The sequence below is a fragment of the Dyella ginsengisoli genome (assembly GCF_044904665.1).
GTDB classification, from domain to species: domain Bacteria; phylum Pseudomonadota; class Gammaproteobacteria; order Xanthomonadales; family Rhodanobacteraceae; genus Dyella_A; species Dyella_A ginsengisoli.
Window position 1 is genome coordinate 167,929 of sequence record NZ_JADIKM010000005.1, and the last position, 18,161, is coordinate 186,089.

Below are 18,161 nucleotides of genomic sequence, written 5' to 3' on the forward strand. Positions count from 1 at the left end.
TCCTGCGTACTGTTCCGGCGGCACGCAGTGCGCTGCGGCTATCTGCGGGATGCTCTTGCATCCGCACGTGCGCTAGGCTTCCGGGATTCTCCGATCGGCAGGGATTCTTACCGCTTGAACTTCCAGACAGGGAACGATGACGCGCCTGCGCTGCGGATCATTCCGCGCGACCAGCATGCGATTTCCCGCAAGAGCATCAGCAAGGCCGCCCTGCGGGTGCTGTACCGCCTCAACGAGGCCGGCTTCGATGCCTATCTCGTCGGTGGTGCCGTTCGCGATCTGCTGCTTGGCGGGCACCCCAAGGATTTCGACGTGGCGACCAACGCCACGCCCGACGAAGTCAAGAAGCTGTTCCGCAACTGCCGGCTTATCGGCCGCCGCTTCCGCCTAGCGCATGTGGTGTTCGGGCCGGAGATCATCGAGGTGGCCACGTTCCGCGGCACCGGCGAGGACGACACCGAGGGCGATCGGCACATCGTCGATGGCCGCATCGTGCGCGACAACATCTGGGGCACGATCGAGGAGGATGCGGTGCGCCGCGACTTCCGTGTCAATGCGCTCTATTACGACATCAGCGATTTCTCGGTGCGCGACTACGTCGGCGGCATGCAGGACGTGGCCGATCGCGTGCTGCGCCTGATCGGCGACCCGGTGACGCGTTATCGGGAAGATCCGGTACGCATGCTGCGCGCCGCTCGCCTGGCGGCGAAGCTCGAGTTCCGCATCGATGCCCCGGCGGCGGCCCCGTTCGAGGCGCTCGGTCCGCTGCTCACCGAAGCGGCGCCGGCGCGCCTGTTCGACGAGTCGCTCAAGATGTTCCTGGGCGGGCACGGCCTAAAGAGCTTCCGCATGCTTGAACAGTGCGGCTTGCTGAAATTCCTGTTTCCCTCGACCGCACGGGCGCTGGAGCGTGGCGACCACGCGTTGCGCTCGCTGGTGGAGCAGGGCCTGGCCAATACCGACGCACGGGTGATCGAGGGCAAGTCGGTGACGCCGGCCTTCCTGTTTGCCGTACTGTTGTGGGGTGAGGTGCGCGATCACGCCCACGCGTGGATCGCCCAAGGCATGGAGTTGTCCGAAGCCTGGGCGCGCGCTGCAGCGCACGTGGTGGGCGAGCAGTGCCAGCGCGTGGCGATCCCGCGGCGGTTCACGTTCACGATGGAAGAGATCTGGTCTCTGCAGCCCCGCTTCGAGCAGATCCAGCGCAAGCGGGTGTTCCGCCTGCTCGCGCAGCCGCGGTTTCGCGCGGCGTTCGACTTCCTGCTGCTGCGCGCGGAGGAGTCGCCGGCGATGCGCGAACTGGGCCAGTGGTGGGCGCATGCGCAGCAGCTGCCGCAGGACGTGCTGGCGGCTGCGTTGCCGGCCGCCAGCGGCCCGATCGGGCCGGACGCGCCCGCCGCGGTTGCGGTCGGACGACCGCCTCGCAAGCGTCGCCGTCGCCGCAAGCCGTCTGGCAAATCCGGCTCGGCGTGATCGCGTCGGTACCGGCCCGCGATGCCTATGTGGCGCTGGGCAGCAATCTGGGCGATTCGCAGCGAACGCTGAGCTTGGCGATCGACGCTTTGGGTTCGCTGCCGTCCACCGCGATCACGGCCCGCTCGCGGCTCTATCGCACGGCTCCCTGGGGCATGCACGAGCAGCCGGACTTCATCAATGCGGTCGTGCGTTTGCACACCGCGCTCTCTCCGCATCAGCTGCTTGATGCCTTGCTGATGATCGAGGCGGCCGCCGGCCGGGTGCGTGACGGCGAGCGCTGGGGGCCGCGCACGCTCGATCTGGACCTGCTGCACATGGACGGCGTCGTGCTTGACGACCCCGCGCTGACGTTGCCCCATCCGCGCATCCGGGAGCGCGCGTTCGTGCTGGCGCCGCTGGCGGATGTCGCGCCGCAGCTGGAGCTGCCGGGCCAGGGGCGGGTCGCGGAGTTGCTGCAAAGAGTGGACTCCGCCGGCTGCATTGCGCTGGATTGATTCCCTGCCGTGCTGCACTGCGGCGGCGAGGGTTTATGATGTGCGGCCCGCTCGCCCGAACAGGATCGCCACGTGTACGTGCAGAACGCCAGTAACCCCGACCGCAAGCCGGTGACCGCGCCGGGCCTGCGGGCGATGAAGGCCGAGGGGCGCCGCATCGTCATGCTTACCGCATACGACGCCAGCTTTGCCTTCCAACTGGAAAGTGCCGGGGTGGACGTGGCGCTGGTCGGCGATTCGCTCGGCATGGTGGTGCAAGGCCATGCAAGCACGCTCCCGGTCACGCTCGACCACATGGTCTATCACACGGCGGCCGTCGCCCGTGGCCTGCATTCGACCCTGCTGGTGGCTGACCTGCCGTTCATGAGCGACCGCGACACGGCGCATGCGCTGGAGGCCGGAGCGCGTCTGGTGGGCGAGGGCGGTGCGGCGATGGTCAAGCTCGAAGGCGCTGCGCCGCACGTGCTGGAGGCCATCAGCGCGCTGGTGGCGCGGGCGATTCCGGTGTGCGCGCACCTGGGCCTGACACCACAGTCGGTGCACAAGTTCGGCGGTTTCCGCATCCAGGGCCGCGAACAGGAGGCGGCCGATCGCGTGCTGGCCGAGGCGCGGGCCGTGGAAGCGGCCGGCGCCGACCTGATCGTGCTGGAAGGCATGCCGACGTCGCTGGCCCAGCGCATCACCGAGGCCGTCGCCATTCCCACCATCGGCATCGGCGCGGGCCCGCACTGCGACGGCCAGGTGCTGGTGCTGCACGACCTGCTCGGCGTCACGCCGGGCAAGCGTCCCAAGTTCAGCAAGGATTTCCTGCTCGGCCGCGACTCGGTGGCCGCCGCCATCGCCGCCTACGCCGACGAGGTGCGCCGCGGCGTGTTTCCTGCTCCCGAGCACTGCTTCAACTGAGGTTCTTTCGATGCAGACCGTGCAAGATGCCGGCGCGTTGCGTGCCGCGATTCGCGGCTGGCGCACCGCCGGACAGACCGTGGGTTTCGTGCCCACCATGGGTAATCTCCACGCCGGCCACTTCTCGCTGATCCGCCTGGCGCGGATGCGTGCTGACCGGGTGATTGCCAGCGTGTTCGTCAATCCCACGCAGTTCGGGCCGAACGAGGATTTCGACCGCTACCCGCGCACGCTGGTGCAGGATCAAGCCGGGCTGGCCGAACACGATTGCGACCTGCTGTTCGCCCCCGACGTGGCCACCATGTATCCGTATGGCCCCACCAACACCGTGAGCCTGCGCGTGCCGCAGATCACCGAAACGCTGGAAGGGGCGCATCGGCCTGGCCATTTCGACGGCGTGGCGACCGTGGTGTGCAAGCTGTTCAATCTGGTGCAGCCGGATCTGGCCGTGTTCGGACAGAAGGATTTCCAGCAGCTGAAGGTGATCGAGCGGATGGTGCGCGACCTCGGCTTGCCGGTGAAGGTGATCGGTGCGCCCACGCAGCGTGCGGAGGATGGTCTGGCGCTGAGTTCGCGCAACCAGTACCTGACGTCCGAGGAGCGCGCGCTGGCGCCGCGCATCCACGCCATGCTGGTGCAGATGCGCGAGTTGATCGCCAAGGGGCACGCGGTGAGCGTGGTGGAGCAGGCGGCCGCCTCGCAGCTAGAGCGCGCCGGGTTCGCACCCGATTACGTGGCGATTCGCCGGGCGGAAGATCTTCTGCCGCCCAGTGGCGAGGAGCGCACGGGGCTGGTGGGCCTGGTCGCCGCGCGGCTGGGCAGTACGCGGCTCATCGACAACTTGCTGTTCGACTGAACGCCACCATTATTGGGCTGCAAAGCCGGTCGTGTTGCAGCGCATGGCCGGCGGTTCGATAATTGTCGGCTACGCAGGCCGTACCTGCCGGAAGTGATGCCATGCACCTGACCATGCTCAAGGCCAAGATCCACCGCGCCACGGTGACCCACGCCGAGCTCCACTACGAAGGTTCCATCGCCATCGACAGCCTGCTGCTCGAAGCGTCGGGCATCCGCGAGTACGAGCAGATCCACGCCTGGAACATCAACAACGGCAAGCGCTTCGTCACCTATGCGCTGAAGGCCGAGGCCGGCTCGGGCATCATCTCGGTGAATGGCAGCGCCGCGCATCGCGCGCAGCCGGGCGACCTGATCATCATCGCCGCGTTTGCCCAGCTGTCCGAAGCCGAGGCCGAAGCGCATCAGCCGATGCTGGTGTACGCCGACGCGAAGAACGGCATCTCGCACACCAATCGCTCGATCCCAACCCAGATGGCCGCGGCCTGAGGTCCGTCCGACCGCGTGGTGCGCTGCGGCGCCCACGCCCTGGTTACGGGTGAGCCACCGGCGTGCCTTGGTGATACACCGCCTTCCATCCTTCCACGGTGCGCCGCCACAGCGTGGTGCGCCGCGTGATGCGCTCGTCCTGGCGCAGCCGATAGCTCAGCAGGTACAGGCTCGGCGACAGCGGATGGCAGGCGAAGTCGTCCGCGGCCAGCGATTCATGGGGCGGATGCGCCACGCGCTGGCGCAATACTTCGAGCACGTCGTCGCGGCTGTAACGCTGGCCGGACGCGCCGATTTCCCAGAAGCCGGGTTCGGTGATCCGTTCGCCGTCGGCGGGGCCGGCGCCAGACTCGGGGCGGTGGAAGATCGGCTCCAGCTGGCGCAAGTCCTCCAGCACCTCCTCCAGTCGCGGCATTGCTTTCAGGTGCTCGTTCATCGCTCGTCTCCGGTCACGGTGGATGCCTCGTGCTGCTGCAGGGCCCAGGCGACGTGTTCGCGCACCACGGCCGAGGGATGGTCGGCGCGCGCGCGCAGCGCGGCCAGCACCGGCTCCGAGCGCGGCGCGTTGCCCAGCGCCACGGCGATGTTGCGCAGCCAGCCTTCGTAGCCGGTGCGACGGATCGCCATGCCTTCGGTGCGGCGCAGGAACTCGTCCTCGCTCCAGCCGAACAGCTCGGTCAGGCGGGCGCCGTCGAGCTGGTGGCGCGGCGCGAAATCCGGCTCTTCGGTCTGCTGCGCGAACTTGTTCCAGGGGCACACCAGCTGGCAGTCGTCGCAGCCGAAGATGCGATTACCCATGGGCTTGCGTAACTCTTCCGGGATGTTGCCCTTGAGTTCGATCGTGAGATAGGAAATGCAGCGTCGCGCATCGAGCCGGTACGGCGCCACGATGGCCTGCGTGGGGCAGATGTCGATGCAGCGGCGGCAACTGCCACAGTGCTCTGTGGCGGGCACGTCCACCGGCAGCGGCAGGTCGGTATACAGCTCGCCGAGGAAGAAGTACGAACCGGCGCGGCGATGGATCAGCACCGTGTGCTTGCCAATCCAGCCCAGCCCGGCGTTGCGCGCCAGCGCCTTCTCCAGCACCGGAGCGGAGTCGACGTAGGCGCGATGGCCGAACTCGCCGATTTCCCCGCGGATGCGCTCGGCGAGTTTCTGCAGGCGCCCGCGCATCAGCTTGTGGTAATCACGCCCCAGCGTGTAGCGCGAGATGTAACCCAGCTCGCCGTTCCCTATCACCGACCAGGCGCTGCCGATGTCCGGCGGCGCGTAATCCATGCGCACCGAGATGACCCGCTGCGTACCCGGTTCGAGTTCCTGCGGCCGGCTGCGCTTGGCGCCGTGGCGCGCCATGTAATCCATCTCGCCGTGGTGCCCGTCGGCCAGCCACTGCTGCAGGTGCTGCTCGTCGCGGGCCAGATCGACGCCGCTGATGCCGGTGTCGGCAAAACCCAGTTCGCGCGCCCATTGCTTGATCGACCGCGCGAGCGCGGCGTAGTCGATGGCGGGAAGATCCGGGGCAGGCATGCGGCTAGTTTAAGCGCTGCGGCGCCGCGCCCCGCGTTGCCTATAATCCGCCGATGACCGACACCGACCACCGCCACGCGCTGTACACCGTCGAGCAGGTGCGTGCGCTCGACCGCCGTGCCATCGAGGTGCTCGGTATTCCGGGTTTCGAATTGATGCGCCGTGCCGCCGCTGCGGGGCTAGCCAGCCTGCGGCGGCACTGGCCGCAGGCTCGCCGCCTCGCTGTGTGGTGTGGTCCGGGCAACAACGGCGGTGACGGTTATCTGCTGGGTGCGCTGGCGAAAGAGGCCGGCTGCCAGGTGGAGCTGGTCGCGCTGTCCGGCCAGGCCACAGGCGACGCCCTGCAGGCCCGCACGGCCTTCGAGTTTGCTGGCGGCCGCGTGCATCTGTTCGATCCGACCGCGCCCTGGCCGGATGCGGACGTGCATGTGGATGCGCTCTACGGCAGCGGCCTCAACCGCGCACCCGAGGCGCCGGTCGCTGGCCTGATCGAGCGCATCAACGCCTGCGGCAAGCCGGTGCTTGCGCTGGACGTGCCTTCCGGCCTGAATGCCGACCTCGGCACTTGCCCCGGCGTGGCGGTGCGCGCAGTGGTCACGGTGTGCTTCATCGCGGCCAAGCGCGGGCTGCATACCGGCGTGGCGGCCGATCACGTCGGCCGGCTCGAACTCGACACGCTCCAGCTGCCGGAAAGCCTTTGGCAGGACCAGCCGCACGATGCCGAGCTGCTGCGGGCGAGCCACCTGCCGCCGCGTTTGCGGGTGGCGCACAAGGGCGACAACGGCCATCTGCTGGTGATCGGCGGCGAGCACGGCATGGCTGGCGCGGTCCGCCTGTGCGGCGAGGCGGCGCTGCGTTCGGGGGCCGGGCTGGTGAGCGTGGCGACTCACGAGGCACATGTCCCGGCGCTCAATGCCGGACGTCCGGAGCTGATGGCGCATGGCGTGAACGGGCCGCAGGCGCTGGCCCCGCTGATTGAACGTTCCGACGTGCTCGCCGTGGGGCCCGGGCTGGGGCAGGGCGCCTGGGGTCACGCGCTGTGGCTGACCGCGCTCGACTCGGATCGGCCGCTGGTGCTCGATGCCGATGGTCTCAACCTGCTTGCCCGCGAGCCGCGGCGATTCGAACGCGCGGCCGTGCTGACGCCGCATCCGGGCGAGGCGGCCCGATTGCTCGGCGTGGAGATCGCCAACGTGCAGGCCGATCGCTTCGCCGCTGCCCGCGAGCTGGCGCGTCGGCACGGCGCGGTGGTCGTGCTGAAGGGGGCGGGCAGCCTGATCGCCCATCCGGATGGACGGCTCGCCGTGTGTCCGTGGGGCAATCCGGGGATGGCGGTCGCCGGCATGGGCGATGTGCTTACCGGCGTCATTGCCGCCCAGCTGGCACAGGGTGCCACGGCGTGGGAGGCTGCCTGCCTCGGCGTGGGCCTGCATGCGCGGGCGGGCGATACCGCCGCCGAAGCGGGCGAGCGCGGCCTGCTCGCCGGCGACCTGTTCGACCCGCTGCGCCGGCTCGGCAACGGCCTGGGTCATGCGTGAGCTAAGCGTGGACCTGCCCGACGAGGCAGCGACCGCGGCGCTGGCCGGACGGGTCGGTGCGGCCATCGACGGCGGACTGGTCTGCTATCTGCACGGCCCCCTCGGTGCCGGCAAGAGCTCATTCGCGCGCGCGTTGCTGCATGCGCTGGGCGTGTCCGGCCGAATCAAGAGCCCGACCTATAGCCTGGTGGAGTCCTATCCGTTGGGTGATGCGCAGGCGTGGCATCTGGATCTCTATCGCATCGCCGATCCGGACGAGCTCGAATGGCTCGGCATGGACGCGCTGGGCGAGCCCGGTGCGGTGGTCCTCATCGAGTGGCCGCAGCGAGGTGCAGGCGCCATTCCCGCCGCCGATGTCGAGGTGTTTCTCGATTACGCCGGTGCCGGCCGTCGCGTCGTGTTGCGTGCCGACAACGATCGCGGTGAGCGCCTGCTGCGTCGGCTCCAGGCGACCTGATCAATACCGGCCCACGGCGATGCCTTGCGGCTAAGTTTCCGTTTCTGCAAGGAAAAATTGGCGTTGTGCCGGGGCGATTAATGCCTGAAAAAGCGCGGCTTGCAGGGGGCTTCTGGATATCGCCTGACAAATGCGGTGCAGGTAGCGGATATCCAAGGAAAAAATGCTTGCAATGGCGTTTTCGCTGCGATTCAATGCAGGCCATGAGGGCATCCCTGTTCAGGATCGGCTTGATCGCGCTGGCGGCCACTTCCGCTGGCTTCCCCGCGCTGTCGGCCCGCGCCGCCGACGTTCGCGCCGCGCGGGTCTGGGCTGGCCCGGACTACACCCGCGTGGTGTTCGATCTCAGCGGCCCGGTGAGCTACCAGCTTCACCAGGGCGACGGCAAGGTGCAGATCGATCTGGGCAACGACCGGCTGGCTTCAGAGTTCGCCACACCGTCGGCGCAGGGCCGGTTCAAGGGGCTGAGCAGTCGTCGTCGCGGTGGCCGGCTTGAACTGGTCGCCGACGTGGATGCGCACAGCGCGCCCAAGAGCTTCGTGCTCAAGCCCGGCGGTGGATATGGTTACCGGCTGGTGCTGGACCTCTATCCCGACGGCGCTAGCAAGACTGCAAGCGCTCCGGTGGCCGCCAGTGCGCCGCCGCCCGTGATGAAGGCCGTGCACGCGAACAAGGCCACGCCGAGCGAGGTGATGACCTTGCGTCAGGTGGCCGAGCAGATGGGCGGCCAGCGCAAGGTGGTGGTGGCGGTCGATGCCGGACACGGCGGCGACGATCCGGGCGCGCACGGCCCGGGCGGCACGCTGGAGAAGAACGTCACCCTCGCCGTGGCGCGCCAGCTGGCTGCGCTGATCAACAAGCAGCCGGGCATGCAAGCCGTGCTCACGCGCGACGGCGACTACTTCATCCCGCTCAAGCGCCGCTACCAGATCGCCCGCGAGAAGAACGCGGACATGTTCGTCTCCATCCACGCCGATGCGTTCAAGAACGGCGACGCGAAGGGTTCGTCGGTGTGGGTACTGTCGCCGCGCGGCAAGACCAGCGAGGCGGCCCGCTGGCTGGCCGATCGCGAAAATCGCGCCGACCTGATCGGCGGCGTATCGCTGGACGACAAGGACGACAGCCTCGCCGCGGTGCTGCTGGACCTGCAGCAGGGTTACGCGATGCAGGCCAGCGAGTCGATCGCGGGCAACGTGCTCAAGGCCCTGGGACATCTCGGGCCGACGCATCGCGGCTACGTGGAGCGCGCCAACTTCGTGGTGCTGCGCTCGCCGGACGTGCCGTCGATCCTGGTCGAGACCGCCTTCATCAGCAATCCGGCCGAAGAGCGCAAGCTGCGCGATCCGACCCATCAGACCGAACTGGCGCAGGCGGTGATGGGCGGCGTGCGCAACTACTTCGAATCGACGCCTCCGCCGGGCACCTGGTTTGCCGCCGAGGCGGCCCGCCGCAGCGGCGCCATGCTGGCTGCCGCGCAGCCCGACACCGACAGCAGCGGCTCCTCGGCCGTCACTTCCGGCCGCGCGGATGCGTCCGTGCGCGACCTGCATCGTGTCGCCCGCGGCGAGAGCCTCGGCAGCATCGCGCGCCAGTACGGCGTGAGTGTCGGCGCGCTCAAGAGCGCCAATCGCATCGACGGCAACACCGTCCACGCCGGTGCAGTGCTGGCGATTCCCGCCGGCTGACGCGCCGATCCTTCAGACGGCACTGCAGCGACCGGTTCGTTGCATCCGCCCTGAGCGAAGCGATGTTGAAGGAACGGTGGTGACCATGCCGGTGGTCCCATCCAACGGTGCTTGCCAGACCGCTCGCCTTCTCGATCTACAGCCACTCCCGTAAGCTACGCCGATGCCTGTCATCCGCGTGCTGCCTCCCGAACTCATCAACCAGATCGCCGCTGGCGAGGTCATCGAACGGCCGTCGTCGGTGGTGAAGGAACTGGTGGAAAACAGTCTCGACGCGGGCGCCACGCGCGTCGAGGTCGACATCGAGCAGGGTGGCGCGCGGTTGATCCGCGTGCGCGACGACGGCGGCGGCATCGCACCGGACGAGCTGCCGCTCGCGGTAGCCTCGCACGCCACCAGCAAGATCGGCAGCTTCGACGATCTGGAGCACGTCGCCAGCATGGGTTTTCGCGGCGAGGCGCTGGCATCGGTATCGTCGGTGGCGCGCTTTGCGCTGACTTCGCGCGCGCGCGGCGCGGAGGCAGCGTTCCGCATCGAGGTGGACGGCGGCAAGCTGCAGGCCGCGCGACCGGCACAGCATCCACCGGGCACCAGCGTGGAAGTGCGCGACCTGTTCTACAACGTGCCGGCGCGGCGGAAATTCATGCGCGCCGAACGCACGGAGTTCGCGCACATCGACGACCTGCTGAAGTCACTTGCGCTGGCGCGCAGCGGGGTGGAGTTCCGGCTCAGCCACAACGGCAAGCCGGTGCGCGTGTGGAAGGCCGCGCGCGATGAGCAGGCCGCCCTGGCGCGCGTGGCCGACGTGCTCGGCGAGGAGTTTCCCGAGCGCAGCCTGCGCATCGACCACGCGGCCGCCGGACTGCGCCTGTCCGGCTGGGTCGGCCTGCCCACCGCTTCGCGCGGCCAGCCCGATTCGCAGTTCTTCTACGTCAACGGCCGCCTCGTGCGCGATCGCGTGGTGGCCCACGCCGTGCGCCAGGCGTATGCGGACGTGCTGTTCCACGGCCGCCATCCCGCGTTCGTGCTGTATCTGGAACTCGACCCGGTGGGCGTGGACGTCAACGTGCACCCGGCCAAGCACGAGGTGCGCTTTCGCGAGCAGCGGCTGGTGCACGACTTCCTGTTCCGCAGCCTGCACGAAGCGCTGGCGCAGACGCGCGCGGGACAGGCCATGCAGCCGGCTGCCGTAGCCGACACGGCATCGACGGGCGCAATCGCCGCCTCATCATCGTCGTACGGTGGCGGCTGGTCCAGCGGACCGGCGATGCAGAATCGGCTCAGCCTGGGCGTACGCGAACAACCGCTGGGCGACTATGCCGCCTTGCTCGGAGCATCGCCGCCGCGGGTGGACTCCTCCGACTGGGCCGCCCCCTCCATGGCGCCGGACAGCCCCGACCAGGCGCCGCCGCTGGGCTTTGCGATCGCCCAGCTCAAGAGCATCTACGTGCTGGCGGAGAACGAGCACGGCCTCGTGCTGGTCGACATGCACGCGGCGCACGAGCGCATCACCTACGAGAAGCTGAAGGCCGCGCGCGCCGCCAACCACCTGCGCTCGCAGGTGCTGCTGGTGCCGCTCAGCCTGGCCGTGAGCGCGAAGGAAGCGGCGGCCGCCGAGGAGCATGCCGAGGCGCTGGCGGCATGGGGGCTGGAGTTGTCGCGCGGCGGCCCGTCGGCAGTGGTGGTACGGCGCATCCCGGCGCTGCTGGAAGGCGCGGACGTGAGCCAGCTCACCCGCGACGTGCTGGCGGAGCTCGCCCAGCACGGCAGCTCGCGCCGGTTGCAGGAGCTGGAAAACGAGCTGCTCTCGACCATGGCCTGTCACGGGTCGGTGCGCGCCGGCCGTCGCCTGAGCCTGCCGGAAATGAATGCGCTGCTGCGCGAGATGGAGGCGACCGAGCGCTCCGCCCAGTGCAATCACGGACGCCCGACCTGGACCCAGCTGAGCCTGGCCGAGCTGGACCGGCTGTTCCTGCGCGGCCGCTGACCGGCGGCATTTGCCTCGCTGCCCGAGCGCTGCCCATACTCGGCGTTCCCTCCCCACCGGCTGACCGCCTGATGATCCGTCGCGCCCCGCTGGCTGTCGCCTTACTGCTTGGAGTTCCGCTCGTGCACGCTGCCGATGTTCCCGTAGTCCCGACTCTTTCCGCCCAGGACGTCACGCGCGAAGTCGAGCATTGGCGGCAGGGCCGGCTGCAGAGTCTGACTGCGCCGGACGGCTGGCTCAGCCTGATTGGCCTGGAGTGGCTGCACGAGGGCGTGAACCGCGTCGGCCATGCGGCGGACAACGATATCGTGCTGGCCGCGGGCCCGGATCACCTGGGCACCGTGACGCTGGGCAAGGACGGCGCGCTGAGCTTTGCGCCCGCCGGTGGCAGCGGTGCCACCGTGGACGGCAAGACCGTCACCAGCGCACCGCTGATCGACGACATGCACGCCGGGGCCGGCAACCCGACGACCGTGCAATTCGGCACCGCGAGCTTCTACGTGATCGATCGCGACGGCCGCAAGGCGCTGCGCGTGAAGGACACCGAGGCGCCCACCCGCAGGCATTTCCTAGGCATCGATTCGTTTCCGATCGACCCTTCGTGGCGCATCGTGGCGAAGTGGGTGCCGTTCGATCCGCCGCACAAGCTGGAGATCGGCTCGGTGATCGGCACCATCGACGCCGTCGACGTACCCGGCAAGGCGGTATTCGAGCGCGACGGCAAGACCTTCGAACTGCTGCCCTACCAGGAAGAGCCGGGCGGCGAGCTGTTCTTCGTGATCGCCGACCGCACCTCGGGCAAGGAAACCTATGGCGCGGCTCGCTTCTTATACGCCGCACTGCCCGCCGGCGGCGTGAAGCAGCCCGGCAGCGTGGTGCTGGATTTCAACCGCGCGTACAACCCGCCGTGTGCGTTCACGCCGTTCGCGACTTGTCCGCTGGCGCCGCCGGAAAACCGGCTGGATATCGCCGTGACCGCCGGCGAGAAAAAGTACGCAGGCAGCCACCACTAAAGCCTGCGTCCCCTGGTAGGAGCCCGCTCGCGGGCGATGCTCTTGGCTCCGATGCCGCATCAAAGCGAAAAGCATCGCCCGCGAGTGGGCGCCTACCGCAGTTACGCGAGGGGATTCAGCGGCCCTTGAACTCGGGCTTGCGCTTGTCGAGGAAGGCGCGCGTGCCTTCGCGCATGTCCCCGCTGGAGAACACCAGGGCGAATGCCTGGGTTTCGAACTCCAGACCCTGGTCGAGACCGGTTTCGCCGCCCTGCAGTACGGCGTCGAGGATGCCGGCGGCGGCCAGCGGCGCCGCGGCGGCGAGCTGGTCGGCGAGGGCATCGACCGATTCGTCCAGCGCCTCGGGTGCTACCACGCGGGTCACAATGCCCAGCTCGTGGGCGCGCTGCGCGCCGATCGTCGCGCCGGTGAGGCACAGCTCCAGCGCCGCGCCGCGGCCGGCCAGGCGCAGCAGGCGCTGGGTGCCGCCGAAGCCGGGGATCAGGCCGAGATTGATCTCCGGCTGGCCGAACTTCGCCTTCTCGCTGGCCACGCGCAGGTGGCAGGCCATCGCCAGCTCCATGCCGCCGCCCAGCGCAAAGCCCTGGATGCGCGCGATCACCGGCTTGCCGAGGCGTTCGATCAGGCTCATCAGGCGCTGCCCGGTGCGCGAGAACGACTGCGCCTGCAGCGGCGTGTAGCCGCTCATCTCGGCGATGTCGGCACCAGCAACAAAGGCCTTCTCGCCGCTGCCGGTAAGCACCACCGCGCGCACGCTGTCTTCCTGCGCCGCTTGGGTGAAGGCGAGGGTGAGCTCGTTGAGCGTGTCGCGATTGAGTGCGTTGAGCTTGTCCGGGCGGGCTACGGTGATGGTGCGGACGGCGCCGCGGTCGGCGATCTCTAGGTTGCGGTAAGCCATGGCAGGAACCTGCGGCAGAAAAAGCGCAGATGGTAGCAGCGGGAACCTTTGCGACCGGCCGGAATCTCATGCCGGGTATCGCACCCGGCGATGCTGCGTCGGGCAGGCATAGCGCATAGCATGCCCGCCTGGCGTCACGGTTTCGGAGAGCGGCATGGTGAAGTGGGCAGGACGGTTCATGGCGGCGGGACTCGGGCTGATCGGCACGGTCGCGCAGGCGCAGCAGTCTCCCAAGCCACTCGCCGTCCCCACCATCGACAAGGCCAAGCTGTCCTACGCGATCGGCTACCAGATCGGCAGCCAGTTCGCTGACGGCGAGCCGTCCGTCGACCTGGCCACGCTGCAGCGGGCGATCCAGGACGCCGCCGCCAAGCGCCCGCCGAGCGTGCCGATGCCGGACATGCGCGCCCAGCTGCATGCGCTGGACGAGCAGATGCACGCCCGCGCGGTGGACGAGTTCCGCCGCGTCGCCGCCGGCAACGCCCGCAAGAGCGAGCAGTACATGGCGCACAACCGCACCCAGCCCGGCGTGGTGCAGCTGCCCTCGGGCGTGCAGTACGCAGTGATCAAGCAGGGGCAGGGCGGCACCAGCCCCACGGTGGACAGCAAGGTCACCGTCAACTACCGCGGCATGTTGATCGACGGCACCGAGTTCGACAGCACCTTCGCCCACGGCAACCCGGTGAGCTTCGTGGTGAACAGCGTGATCCCCGGCTGGCGCGACGTGATCCCGCGCATGCACGTGGGCGATCGCTGGAAGGTGGTGATCCCGCCAAAGCTGGCCTATGGCGAGCGTGGCGCGTTGCCGCGCATCGGTCCGAACGAGGCGCTGGTGTTCGACATCGAGCTGCTGGACATCGCCAACCCCTGATCGGTGCGCCGTGCAGGCGCTATCATCGCGGGCCATGTCGACCGATCCCCGTGCTTCCTTCTCCCAGGCGCCGCTGACGCCCTGCATCGGCCTGTGCCGGCTGGACGGTCGCGGCTATTGCCTGGGCTGCCAGCGCTCGATGGGCGAGATTGCGCGCTGGGGCACCATGCCCGATACCGAGCGGCTGTACCTCATGCGCGTGGTGCTGCCGACCCGCAAGGCCTCGTGATGGAGCGGATCTGGCACGCGCTGGAGCCCGCGCTGCTGCCGTTGGCCGAGCCGCCGCAGCCGCCGGGTTGGAACCACGCGCACATGAGCGAACTGCTCGGCACTGCCGTGCGCCGACCCGCGGCGGTGCTGGTGGGCGTGCGCGAGGGCGTTCAGCCGCGCGTGCTGCTCACCGTGCGCACGGCGCACCTGCCGTCGCACGCGGGCCAGGTGGCGTTTCCCGGCGGCGGCAGCGATCCGGACGATCGCGATGCGATCGCCACCGCCCTGCGCGAGAGCAAAGAGGAAATCGGCCTGGACCCGGGCCTGGTGTCGCCGCTGGGCTTCTTGGACGTGTTCGAGACCATCAGCGGCTACTGCGTGACGCCGGTGGTGGCGCGCATCGCGGAGCACGCCCGGCTGACGCCGGCACCGGACGAGGTGGCCGAGGTGTTCGAGGTGCCGCTGGGGTTCTTCCTGGAGCCGGGCAACCTGCGCCGCTACACGATGGAATTTCGCGGCCATCAGCGGCCCATGGTCGAATTCCTGCACGGCGGACACCGCATCTGGGGCGCCACCGCGGCGATGATGCTGAACCTGCTGCAGAGGATGGGACGCGCATGAAGACCACGCTGATTTCCGCCGCCGAGCTGGCTGCGTTGCCGCCCGACGAGGTGCTGATCGTCGATTGCCGCGTCGACCTCGCCGATCCCGGCAAGGGCGAGCGCGACTGGCGTGCCGGACACATTCCCGGGGCGGTCTATGCCAGCCTCGACCGCGACCTGTCCGACCTCTCGCGCCAGTCGCTCGGGCTGGGCCGGCATCCGCTGCCGCTGGAGGCGGATTTCGCGGCCGTACTCGGCCGCTGGGGCTGGCATCCGGGCGTGCAGGTAGTGGCGTACGACGCCGCGGGCGGTGCACTTGCCGCGGCGCGGCTGTGGTGGCTGCTGCGGCTCATCGGCGAGCGCGCAGTGGCCGTGCTCGACGGCGGCCTCGGCGCGTGGACCGCCGCCGGGCTGCCGCTGGAAGCGTCGTTGCCGGAGCGCGCGCCGACGCAGGTGACGATCCACTACGACCCCGCGCAGCTCATCCTCGATCATGCCGCCGTGACGGCGCGGCCGGAGCAACTGCTGCTCGACGCACGCGCCGCCCCCCGCTACCGCGGCGAGACCGAGCCGCTCGACCGCGTGGGTGGCCACGTACCCGGCGCGAAGAATCGTCCGTTCGCGGACAACCTCGCCGTCGACGGACGTTTCAAGTCTTCCGGCGAGCTGCGGCAGGAGTTCCTTGCGGTGATCGACGGACAGCCGTCATCGCAGGTGGTGCACTCCTGCGGCTCCGGCGTCACTGCCTGCCACAACCTGCTGGCGATGGAGCACGCCGGACTGACCGGCTCGCGGCTGTACGCACCCTCGTGGAGCGGTTGGGTCAGCGATCCGTCGCGGCCGGTGGCCACCGGACCGGGCTGAGCGCCCGGCCGGCTCGACTCATTTCTTGCGCAGCCGGTCCACCAGGCCTTGCAGCACGACCTGGGTCTGCGGGTGGAAGAAGCCGTCCACGAACGCATCCAGCGGCAGCGCATCCACATCGGCGTATGCATCGGCCAGGTCAGCGCGGGCCAGCGCGCGGGTGGCGAGCATCGCATGCGCCGGCAGCGCCAGCAGTTCGCGCAGCCAGTGCAGCGCGCGGGTGGTGACCTGGTCCACGCCGGTGAGTTCGTCGACCATGCCGCAGGCCAGCGCCTGGGACGATTCGATCATCGCGCCGGCCACCAGCAGCCGCTCGGCGCGGTAGGTACCCACCACGCGGCGCAGCGCCAGCTGGATGCAAGTGGGCACGCTGAGCCCCACCTGCACCTCATTGAGGCCGATCTTGAACGGCCCCTCGGCCATCACACGGTAGTCGCAGAACAGCGACAGCACCGCGCCGCCGGCCGGGCTGTGTCCGGTGATCGCCGCCACCACCGGCACCGGCGAGCGGGCCAACGCCGCGCAGACGGCGAAGAACTCGCGCCAGAACGCACGCACCTCGCTGCGTTCGCGGCCCATCAGTGCCGGCACGTCGACGCCGGCGGAAAACATGCCCGGTGCGCCGGACAGCACGATGCCGCGCGCGCCGGTTGCGGGCGCTTCTTCCAGCGCGGCACGCAGGCTGCGCAGCAGTTCGAGATTCAGCGCGTTGACCGGCGGGCGGGCCAGCTGGAGTTCGACGATGGTGTCGTGGGTGATGCGGTTGAGCATGGTCGTTTCCCTGAGGGTCGGGCTTATTGCGGCTGGTCGTCGGCGGTCCAGGTGTAGCGCACCGCGTAGTCGAGGGTGGCGCTGCCGTGCGCCGGCACCTTCACCGCGAAGCCCAGCGTGTCGGCGGTGGTGACGGTGGGCTTGAGGCTGGAGGAGGCCAGTACCCAGGTGCGCCAGCGCGACGGGTGCTCGCGCACGGTGACGGTGCGCGCGCTGTCGCCCGCATTGGTGAAGACGAGGCTGAAGGCTTCGTCCATGGTGCGGCCGTCACGATCGACGTGGAACGCGGTGCGCTCGCGCTTGGCGCGCAGGTCGAACACGCTGCCGAGGGTGAGCTTGACCTCGCCACTCTTCGGGGTGTCCTCGATGCGGCTTTCGCCGATCACCTGCGCGGCGCCGCGGTCGTCGCGGGCCAGCACGCGCAGGTAGCCAGCCGGCAGGCTGTCGAAGGCGCGGAAGGCGAGCGTGCCGACCACGTTTGTTGGTCCTTCGACCATGATCGACGGCTGCGTCATCGGCTGCGGGGGCTGGTAGCTGCCGCCGGTCTCGTACAGCGCGGTGCGCTCGCAGGCGATGCTCTTGGGCGCGTACAGCGGCAGCAGACTGACGCTGCCGTCCGGCAGGTCGACCGGCGCGGGCAGGCGGTAGCTGCGGTAGTCGGCAAGCGTGGATTGTTGCGGCAGGTCGGCGGCCTTGCCGCGAAACGCCATGGTCATCACCGGCGCGGCCGACTTGTCCAGCCGCGGCTCGCCGGCGATGAGCGTGACCTGCACGTCGTGCCAGTCACTGCCGCTGCGATTGGCGACGCTGGCACGCGACTGCAGGTCGAGCCGGCAAGCCCCGGCATCGGCAAGCGTGCCGATGTAGGAGGCACGCCAGCCGAGGCCGCCCGTCACGTAGCTAAGCTGCGCCGTGGCCGGTCCGGCATGTCGCGCGTCCACGCGCAGGTCCAGCCGGGAGCCGCCGTCGACCGTGCCGATGGCACGTACCGCGGCATAGTCGTGTACCAGCACGGTGACGTCGTCCTGACGGATCTGCAGCGGGCCGCCGGCCGAGAGCAGGGTGCCGCTGGCGATCACGTTGCCCTGGTCGCCGAGCACGTCCACCTTGCGTCCGACCAGGCCGCCGACCAGCGCCGAGCCGCCCTGGGCCAGCTGCAGCCGCTGCGAGATCACCGAGGCTCTGGCGTCGTCGAACTCCAGTGCCAGCGCTTCCGGGTCCAGATACAGCGGCAGGCCGCCGAGGTGGATGTCCTGCACACCGGCGGCTAGGTTCACCGTGCGCGGCTGGCGCACCTGGGCGTAGCCGGCCGGGACGCTGGCGCCGTCGTTGGCAAACAGCGAGGCATCGTCGCTGCGGTAGATGGTGATCTCGCCGTGTTCGGCGGCAGCGGCGCCGGTGGCGAGCGTCAGCAGCAAAAGGGCGAGGGGCGTCTTGCGCACGGCGAACTCCTTGTCAAAGCGGTGCCGGCGATCTTACCGACACCGCATGAAGCGCAGACATCGGTGTCGCTGGGCGCAC

Annotated in this window: 19 protein-coding genes; 14 read left to right on the top strand and 5 right to left on the bottom strand. The window is 69.3% G+C overall.

Annotation, left to right across the window (positions count from 1 at the left end; genetic code table 11):
- Window positions 1-114 precede the first annotated feature (114 nt).
- The 5 genes from pcnB (at window position 115) to panD (ending at window position 4,217) form a co-directional block, all read left to right on the top strand.
- Window positions 115-1,473, top strand: a complete 1,359-nt coding sequence (gene pcnB / locus ISP17_RS16695; RefSeq protein WP_404635141.1) for a polynucleotide adenylyltransferase PcnB — start codon at window positions 115-117, stop codon at window positions 1,471-1,473.
- Entirely contained in the window at window positions 1,473-1,970 is a 498-nt protein-coding gene (gene folK, locus ISP17_RS16700) for a 2-amino-4-hydroxy-6-hydroxymethyldihydropteridine diphosphokinase (protein WP_404635404.1), read from the top strand. Before pcnB ends, folK begins: the two co-directional genes overlap by 1 nt.
- 72 nt (window positions 1,971-2,042) lie before the next feature.
- Window positions 2,043-2,873, top strand: a complete 831-nt coding sequence (gene panB / locus ISP17_RS16705; RefSeq protein WP_404635143.1) for a 3-methyl-2-oxobutanoate hydroxymethyltransferase — start codon at window positions 2,043-2,045, stop codon at window positions 2,871-2,873.
- Window positions 2,874-2,883: 10 nt separating this feature from the next.
- On the top strand, window positions 2,884-3,729 hold the full coding sequence (gene panC / locus ISP17_RS16710; protein ID WP_404635145.1) for a pantoate--beta-alanine ligase: 846 nt from the start codon (window positions 2,884-2,886) through the stop codon (window positions 3,727-3,729).
- A gap of 101 nt (window positions 3,730-3,830) precedes the next feature.
- Window positions 3,831-4,217: an aspartate 1-decarboxylase gene (gene panD, locus ISP17_RS16715; RefSeq protein ID WP_404635147.1), complete on the top strand. Its 387-nt coding sequence runs from the start codon at window positions 3,831-3,833 to the stop codon at window positions 4,215-4,217.
- Window positions 4,218-4,260: 43 nt separating this feature from the next.
- Here the strand turns inward: panD and ISP17_RS16720 are convergent, their stop codons facing one another.
- Window positions 4,261-4,653 carry a nuclear transport factor 2 family protein gene (locus tag ISP17_RS16720; RefSeq protein ID WP_404635149.1) on the bottom strand — a complete coding sequence of 131 codons (393 nt, stop codon included), beginning with the start codon at window positions 4,651-4,653 and terminating at the stop codon, window positions 4,261-4,263.
- On the bottom strand, window positions 4,650-5,744 hold the full coding sequence (gene queG / locus ISP17_RS16725; RefSeq protein ID WP_404635151.1) for a tRNA epoxyqueuosine(34) reductase QueG: 1,095 nt from the start codon (window positions 5,742-5,744) through the stop codon (window positions 4,650-4,652). The genes ISP17_RS16720 and queG overlap by 4 nt, the downstream gene beginning before the upstream one ends.
- A gap of 53 nt (window positions 5,745-5,797) precedes the next feature.
- On the opposite strand from queG, the gene ISP17_RS16730 reads away from it, so the two are divergent.
- From ISP17_RS16730 to ISP17_RS16750, 5 genes are all read left to right on the top strand, one after another.
- Window positions 5,798-7,282 (top strand): NAD(P)H-hydrate dehydratase, encoded by a 1,485-nt coding sequence (locus tag ISP17_RS16730; RefSeq protein ID WP_404635153.1) that lies wholly within the window; start codon window positions 5,798-5,800, stop codon window positions 7,280-7,282.
- Complete coding sequence (gene tsaE / locus ISP17_RS16735) at window positions 7,275-7,739, top strand: tRNA (adenosine(37)-N6)-threonylcarbamoyltransferase complex ATPase subunit type 1 TsaE (protein WP_404635155.1); 465 nt, start codon at window positions 7,275-7,277, stop codon at window positions 7,737-7,739. Before ISP17_RS16730 ends, tsaE begins: the two co-directional genes overlap by 8 nt.
- A 203-nt stretch (window positions 7,740-7,942) precedes the next feature.
- Entirely contained in the window at window positions 7,943-9,424 is a 1,482-nt protein-coding gene (locus ISP17_RS16740; protein WP_404635157.1) for an N-acetylmuramoyl-L-alanine amidase, read from the top strand.
- Window positions 9,425-9,587: 163 nt separating this feature from the next.
- A complete protein-coding gene (gene mutL / locus ISP17_RS16745; RefSeq protein ID WP_404635159.1) occupies window positions 9,588-11,411 on the top strand; it encodes a DNA mismatch repair endonuclease MutL in 1,824 nt (607 codons plus the stop codon).
- Window positions 11,412-11,482: 71 nt separating this feature from the next.
- Entirely contained in the window at window positions 11,483-12,424 is a 942-nt protein-coding gene (locus ISP17_RS16750) for a DUF1684 domain-containing protein (protein ID WP_404635161.1), read from the top strand.
- A 115-nt stretch (window positions 12,425-12,539) separates the two neighbouring features.
- On the opposite strand, the gene ISP17_RS16755 is transcribed toward ISP17_RS16750, so the two are convergent.
- Window positions 12,540-13,322, bottom strand: a complete 783-nt coding sequence (locus ISP17_RS16755) for an enoyl-CoA hydratase/isomerase family protein (protein ID WP_404635163.1) — start codon at window positions 13,320-13,322, stop codon at window positions 12,540-12,542.
- Window positions 13,323-13,500: 178 nt separating this feature from the next.
- On the opposite strand from ISP17_RS16755, the gene ISP17_RS16760 reads away from it, so the two are divergent.
- From ISP17_RS16760 to ISP17_RS16775, 4 genes are read left to right on the top strand one after another with little or no spacing between them, the layout of a single operon-like run.
- Window positions 13,501-14,193: an FKBP-type peptidyl-prolyl cis-trans isomerase gene (locus tag ISP17_RS16760; RefSeq protein WP_404635165.1), complete on the top strand. Its 693-nt coding sequence runs from the start codon at window positions 13,501-13,503 to the stop codon at window positions 14,191-14,193.
- A gap of 34 nt (window positions 14,194-14,227) precedes the next feature.
- Window positions 14,228-14,422: a DUF1289 domain-containing protein gene (locus tag ISP17_RS16765; protein ID WP_404635167.1), complete on the top strand. Its 195-nt coding sequence runs from the start codon at window positions 14,228-14,230 to the stop codon at window positions 14,420-14,422.
- Complete coding sequence (locus ISP17_RS16770; protein WP_404635169.1) at window positions 14,422-15,024, top strand: CoA pyrophosphatase; 603 nt, start codon at window positions 14,422-14,424, stop codon at window positions 15,022-15,024. The genes ISP17_RS16765 and ISP17_RS16770 overlap by 1 nt, the downstream gene beginning before the upstream one ends.
- Window positions 15,021-15,869 carry a sulfurtransferase gene (locus tag ISP17_RS16775; protein WP_404635171.1) on the top strand — a complete coding sequence of 283 codons (849 nt, stop codon included), beginning with the start codon at window positions 15,021-15,023 and terminating at the stop codon, window positions 15,867-15,869. The genes ISP17_RS16770 and ISP17_RS16775 overlap by 4 nt, the downstream gene beginning before the upstream one ends.
- 18 nt (window positions 15,870-15,887) lie before the next feature.
- Here the strand turns inward: ISP17_RS16775 and ISP17_RS16780 are convergent, their stop codons facing one another.
- Both ISP17_RS16780 and ISP17_RS16785 read right to left on the bottom strand, forming a co-directional pair.
- Entirely contained in the window at window positions 15,888-16,640 is a 753-nt protein-coding gene (locus tag ISP17_RS16780; RefSeq protein WP_404635173.1) for an enoyl-CoA hydratase/isomerase family protein, read from the bottom strand.
- A 23-nt stretch (window positions 16,641-16,663) separates the two neighbouring features.
- Window positions 16,664-18,082 carry a DUF4139 domain-containing protein gene (locus ISP17_RS16785; RefSeq protein WP_404635175.1) on the bottom strand — a complete coding sequence of 473 codons (1,419 nt, stop codon included), beginning with the start codon at window positions 18,080-18,082 and terminating at the stop codon, window positions 16,664-16,666.
- Between the last annotated feature and the right edge of the window lie 79 nt (window positions 18,083-18,161).

What these genes read in the sequence shown, in the direction of transcription:
- panC (WP_404635145.1), top strand. Translation starts at nt 2,884, where the DNA reads ATGCAGACCGTGCAAGATGCCGGCGCGTTGCGTGCCGCGATTCGCGGC.
- panD (WP_404635147.1), top strand. Translation starts at nt 3,831, where the DNA reads ATGCACCTGACCATGCTCAAGGCCAAGATCCACCGCGCCACGGTGACC.
- ISP17_RS16720 (WP_404635149.1), bottom strand. Translation starts at nt 4,653, where the DNA reads ATGAACGAGCACCTGAAAGCAATGCCGCGACTGGAGGAGGTGCTGGAG.
- queG (WP_404635151.1), bottom strand. Translation starts at nt 5,744, where the DNA reads ATGCCTGCCCCGGATCTTCCCGCCATCGACTACGCCGCGCTCGCGCGG.
- ISP17_RS16730 (WP_404635153.1), top strand. Translation starts at nt 5,798, where the DNA reads ATGACCGACACCGACCACCGCCACGCGCTGTACACCGTCGAGCAGGTG.
- tsaE (WP_404635155.1), top strand. Translation starts at nt 7,275, where the DNA reads ATGCGTGAGCTAAGCGTGGACCTGCCCGACGAGGCAGCGACCGCGGCG.
- ISP17_RS16740 (WP_404635157.1), top strand. Translation starts at nt 7,943, where the DNA reads ATGAGGGCATCCCTGTTCAGGATCGGCTTGATCGCGCTGGCGGCCACT.
- mutL (WP_404635159.1), top strand. Translation starts at nt 9,588, where the DNA reads ATGCCTGTCATCCGCGTGCTGCCTCCCGAACTCATCAACCAGATCGCC.
- ISP17_RS16750 (WP_404635161.1), top strand. Translation starts at nt 11,483, where the DNA reads ATGATCCGTCGCGCCCCGCTGGCTGTCGCCTTACTGCTTGGAGTTCCG.
- ISP17_RS16755 (WP_404635163.1), bottom strand. Translation starts at nt 13,322, where the DNA reads ATGGCTTACCGCAACCTAGAGATCGCCGACCGCGGCGCCGTCCGCACC.
- ISP17_RS16760 (WP_404635165.1), top strand. Translation starts at nt 13,501, where the DNA reads ATGGCGGCGGGACTCGGGCTGATCGGCACGGTCGCGCAGGCGCAGCAG.
- ISP17_RS16765 (WP_404635167.1), top strand. Translation starts at nt 14,228, where the DNA reads ATGTCGACCGATCCCCGTGCTTCCTTCTCCCAGGCGCCGCTGACGCCC.
- ISP17_RS16770 (WP_404635169.1), top strand. Translation starts at nt 14,422, where the DNA reads ATGGAGCGGATCTGGCACGCGCTGGAGCCCGCGCTGCTGCCGTTGGCC.
- ISP17_RS16775 (WP_404635171.1), top strand. Translation starts at nt 15,021, where the DNA reads ATGAAGACCACGCTGATTTCCGCCGCCGAGCTGGCTGCGTTGCCGCCC.
- ISP17_RS16780 (WP_404635173.1), bottom strand. Translation starts at nt 16,640, where the DNA reads ATGCTCAACCGCATCACCCACGACACCATCGTCGAACTCCAGCTGGCC.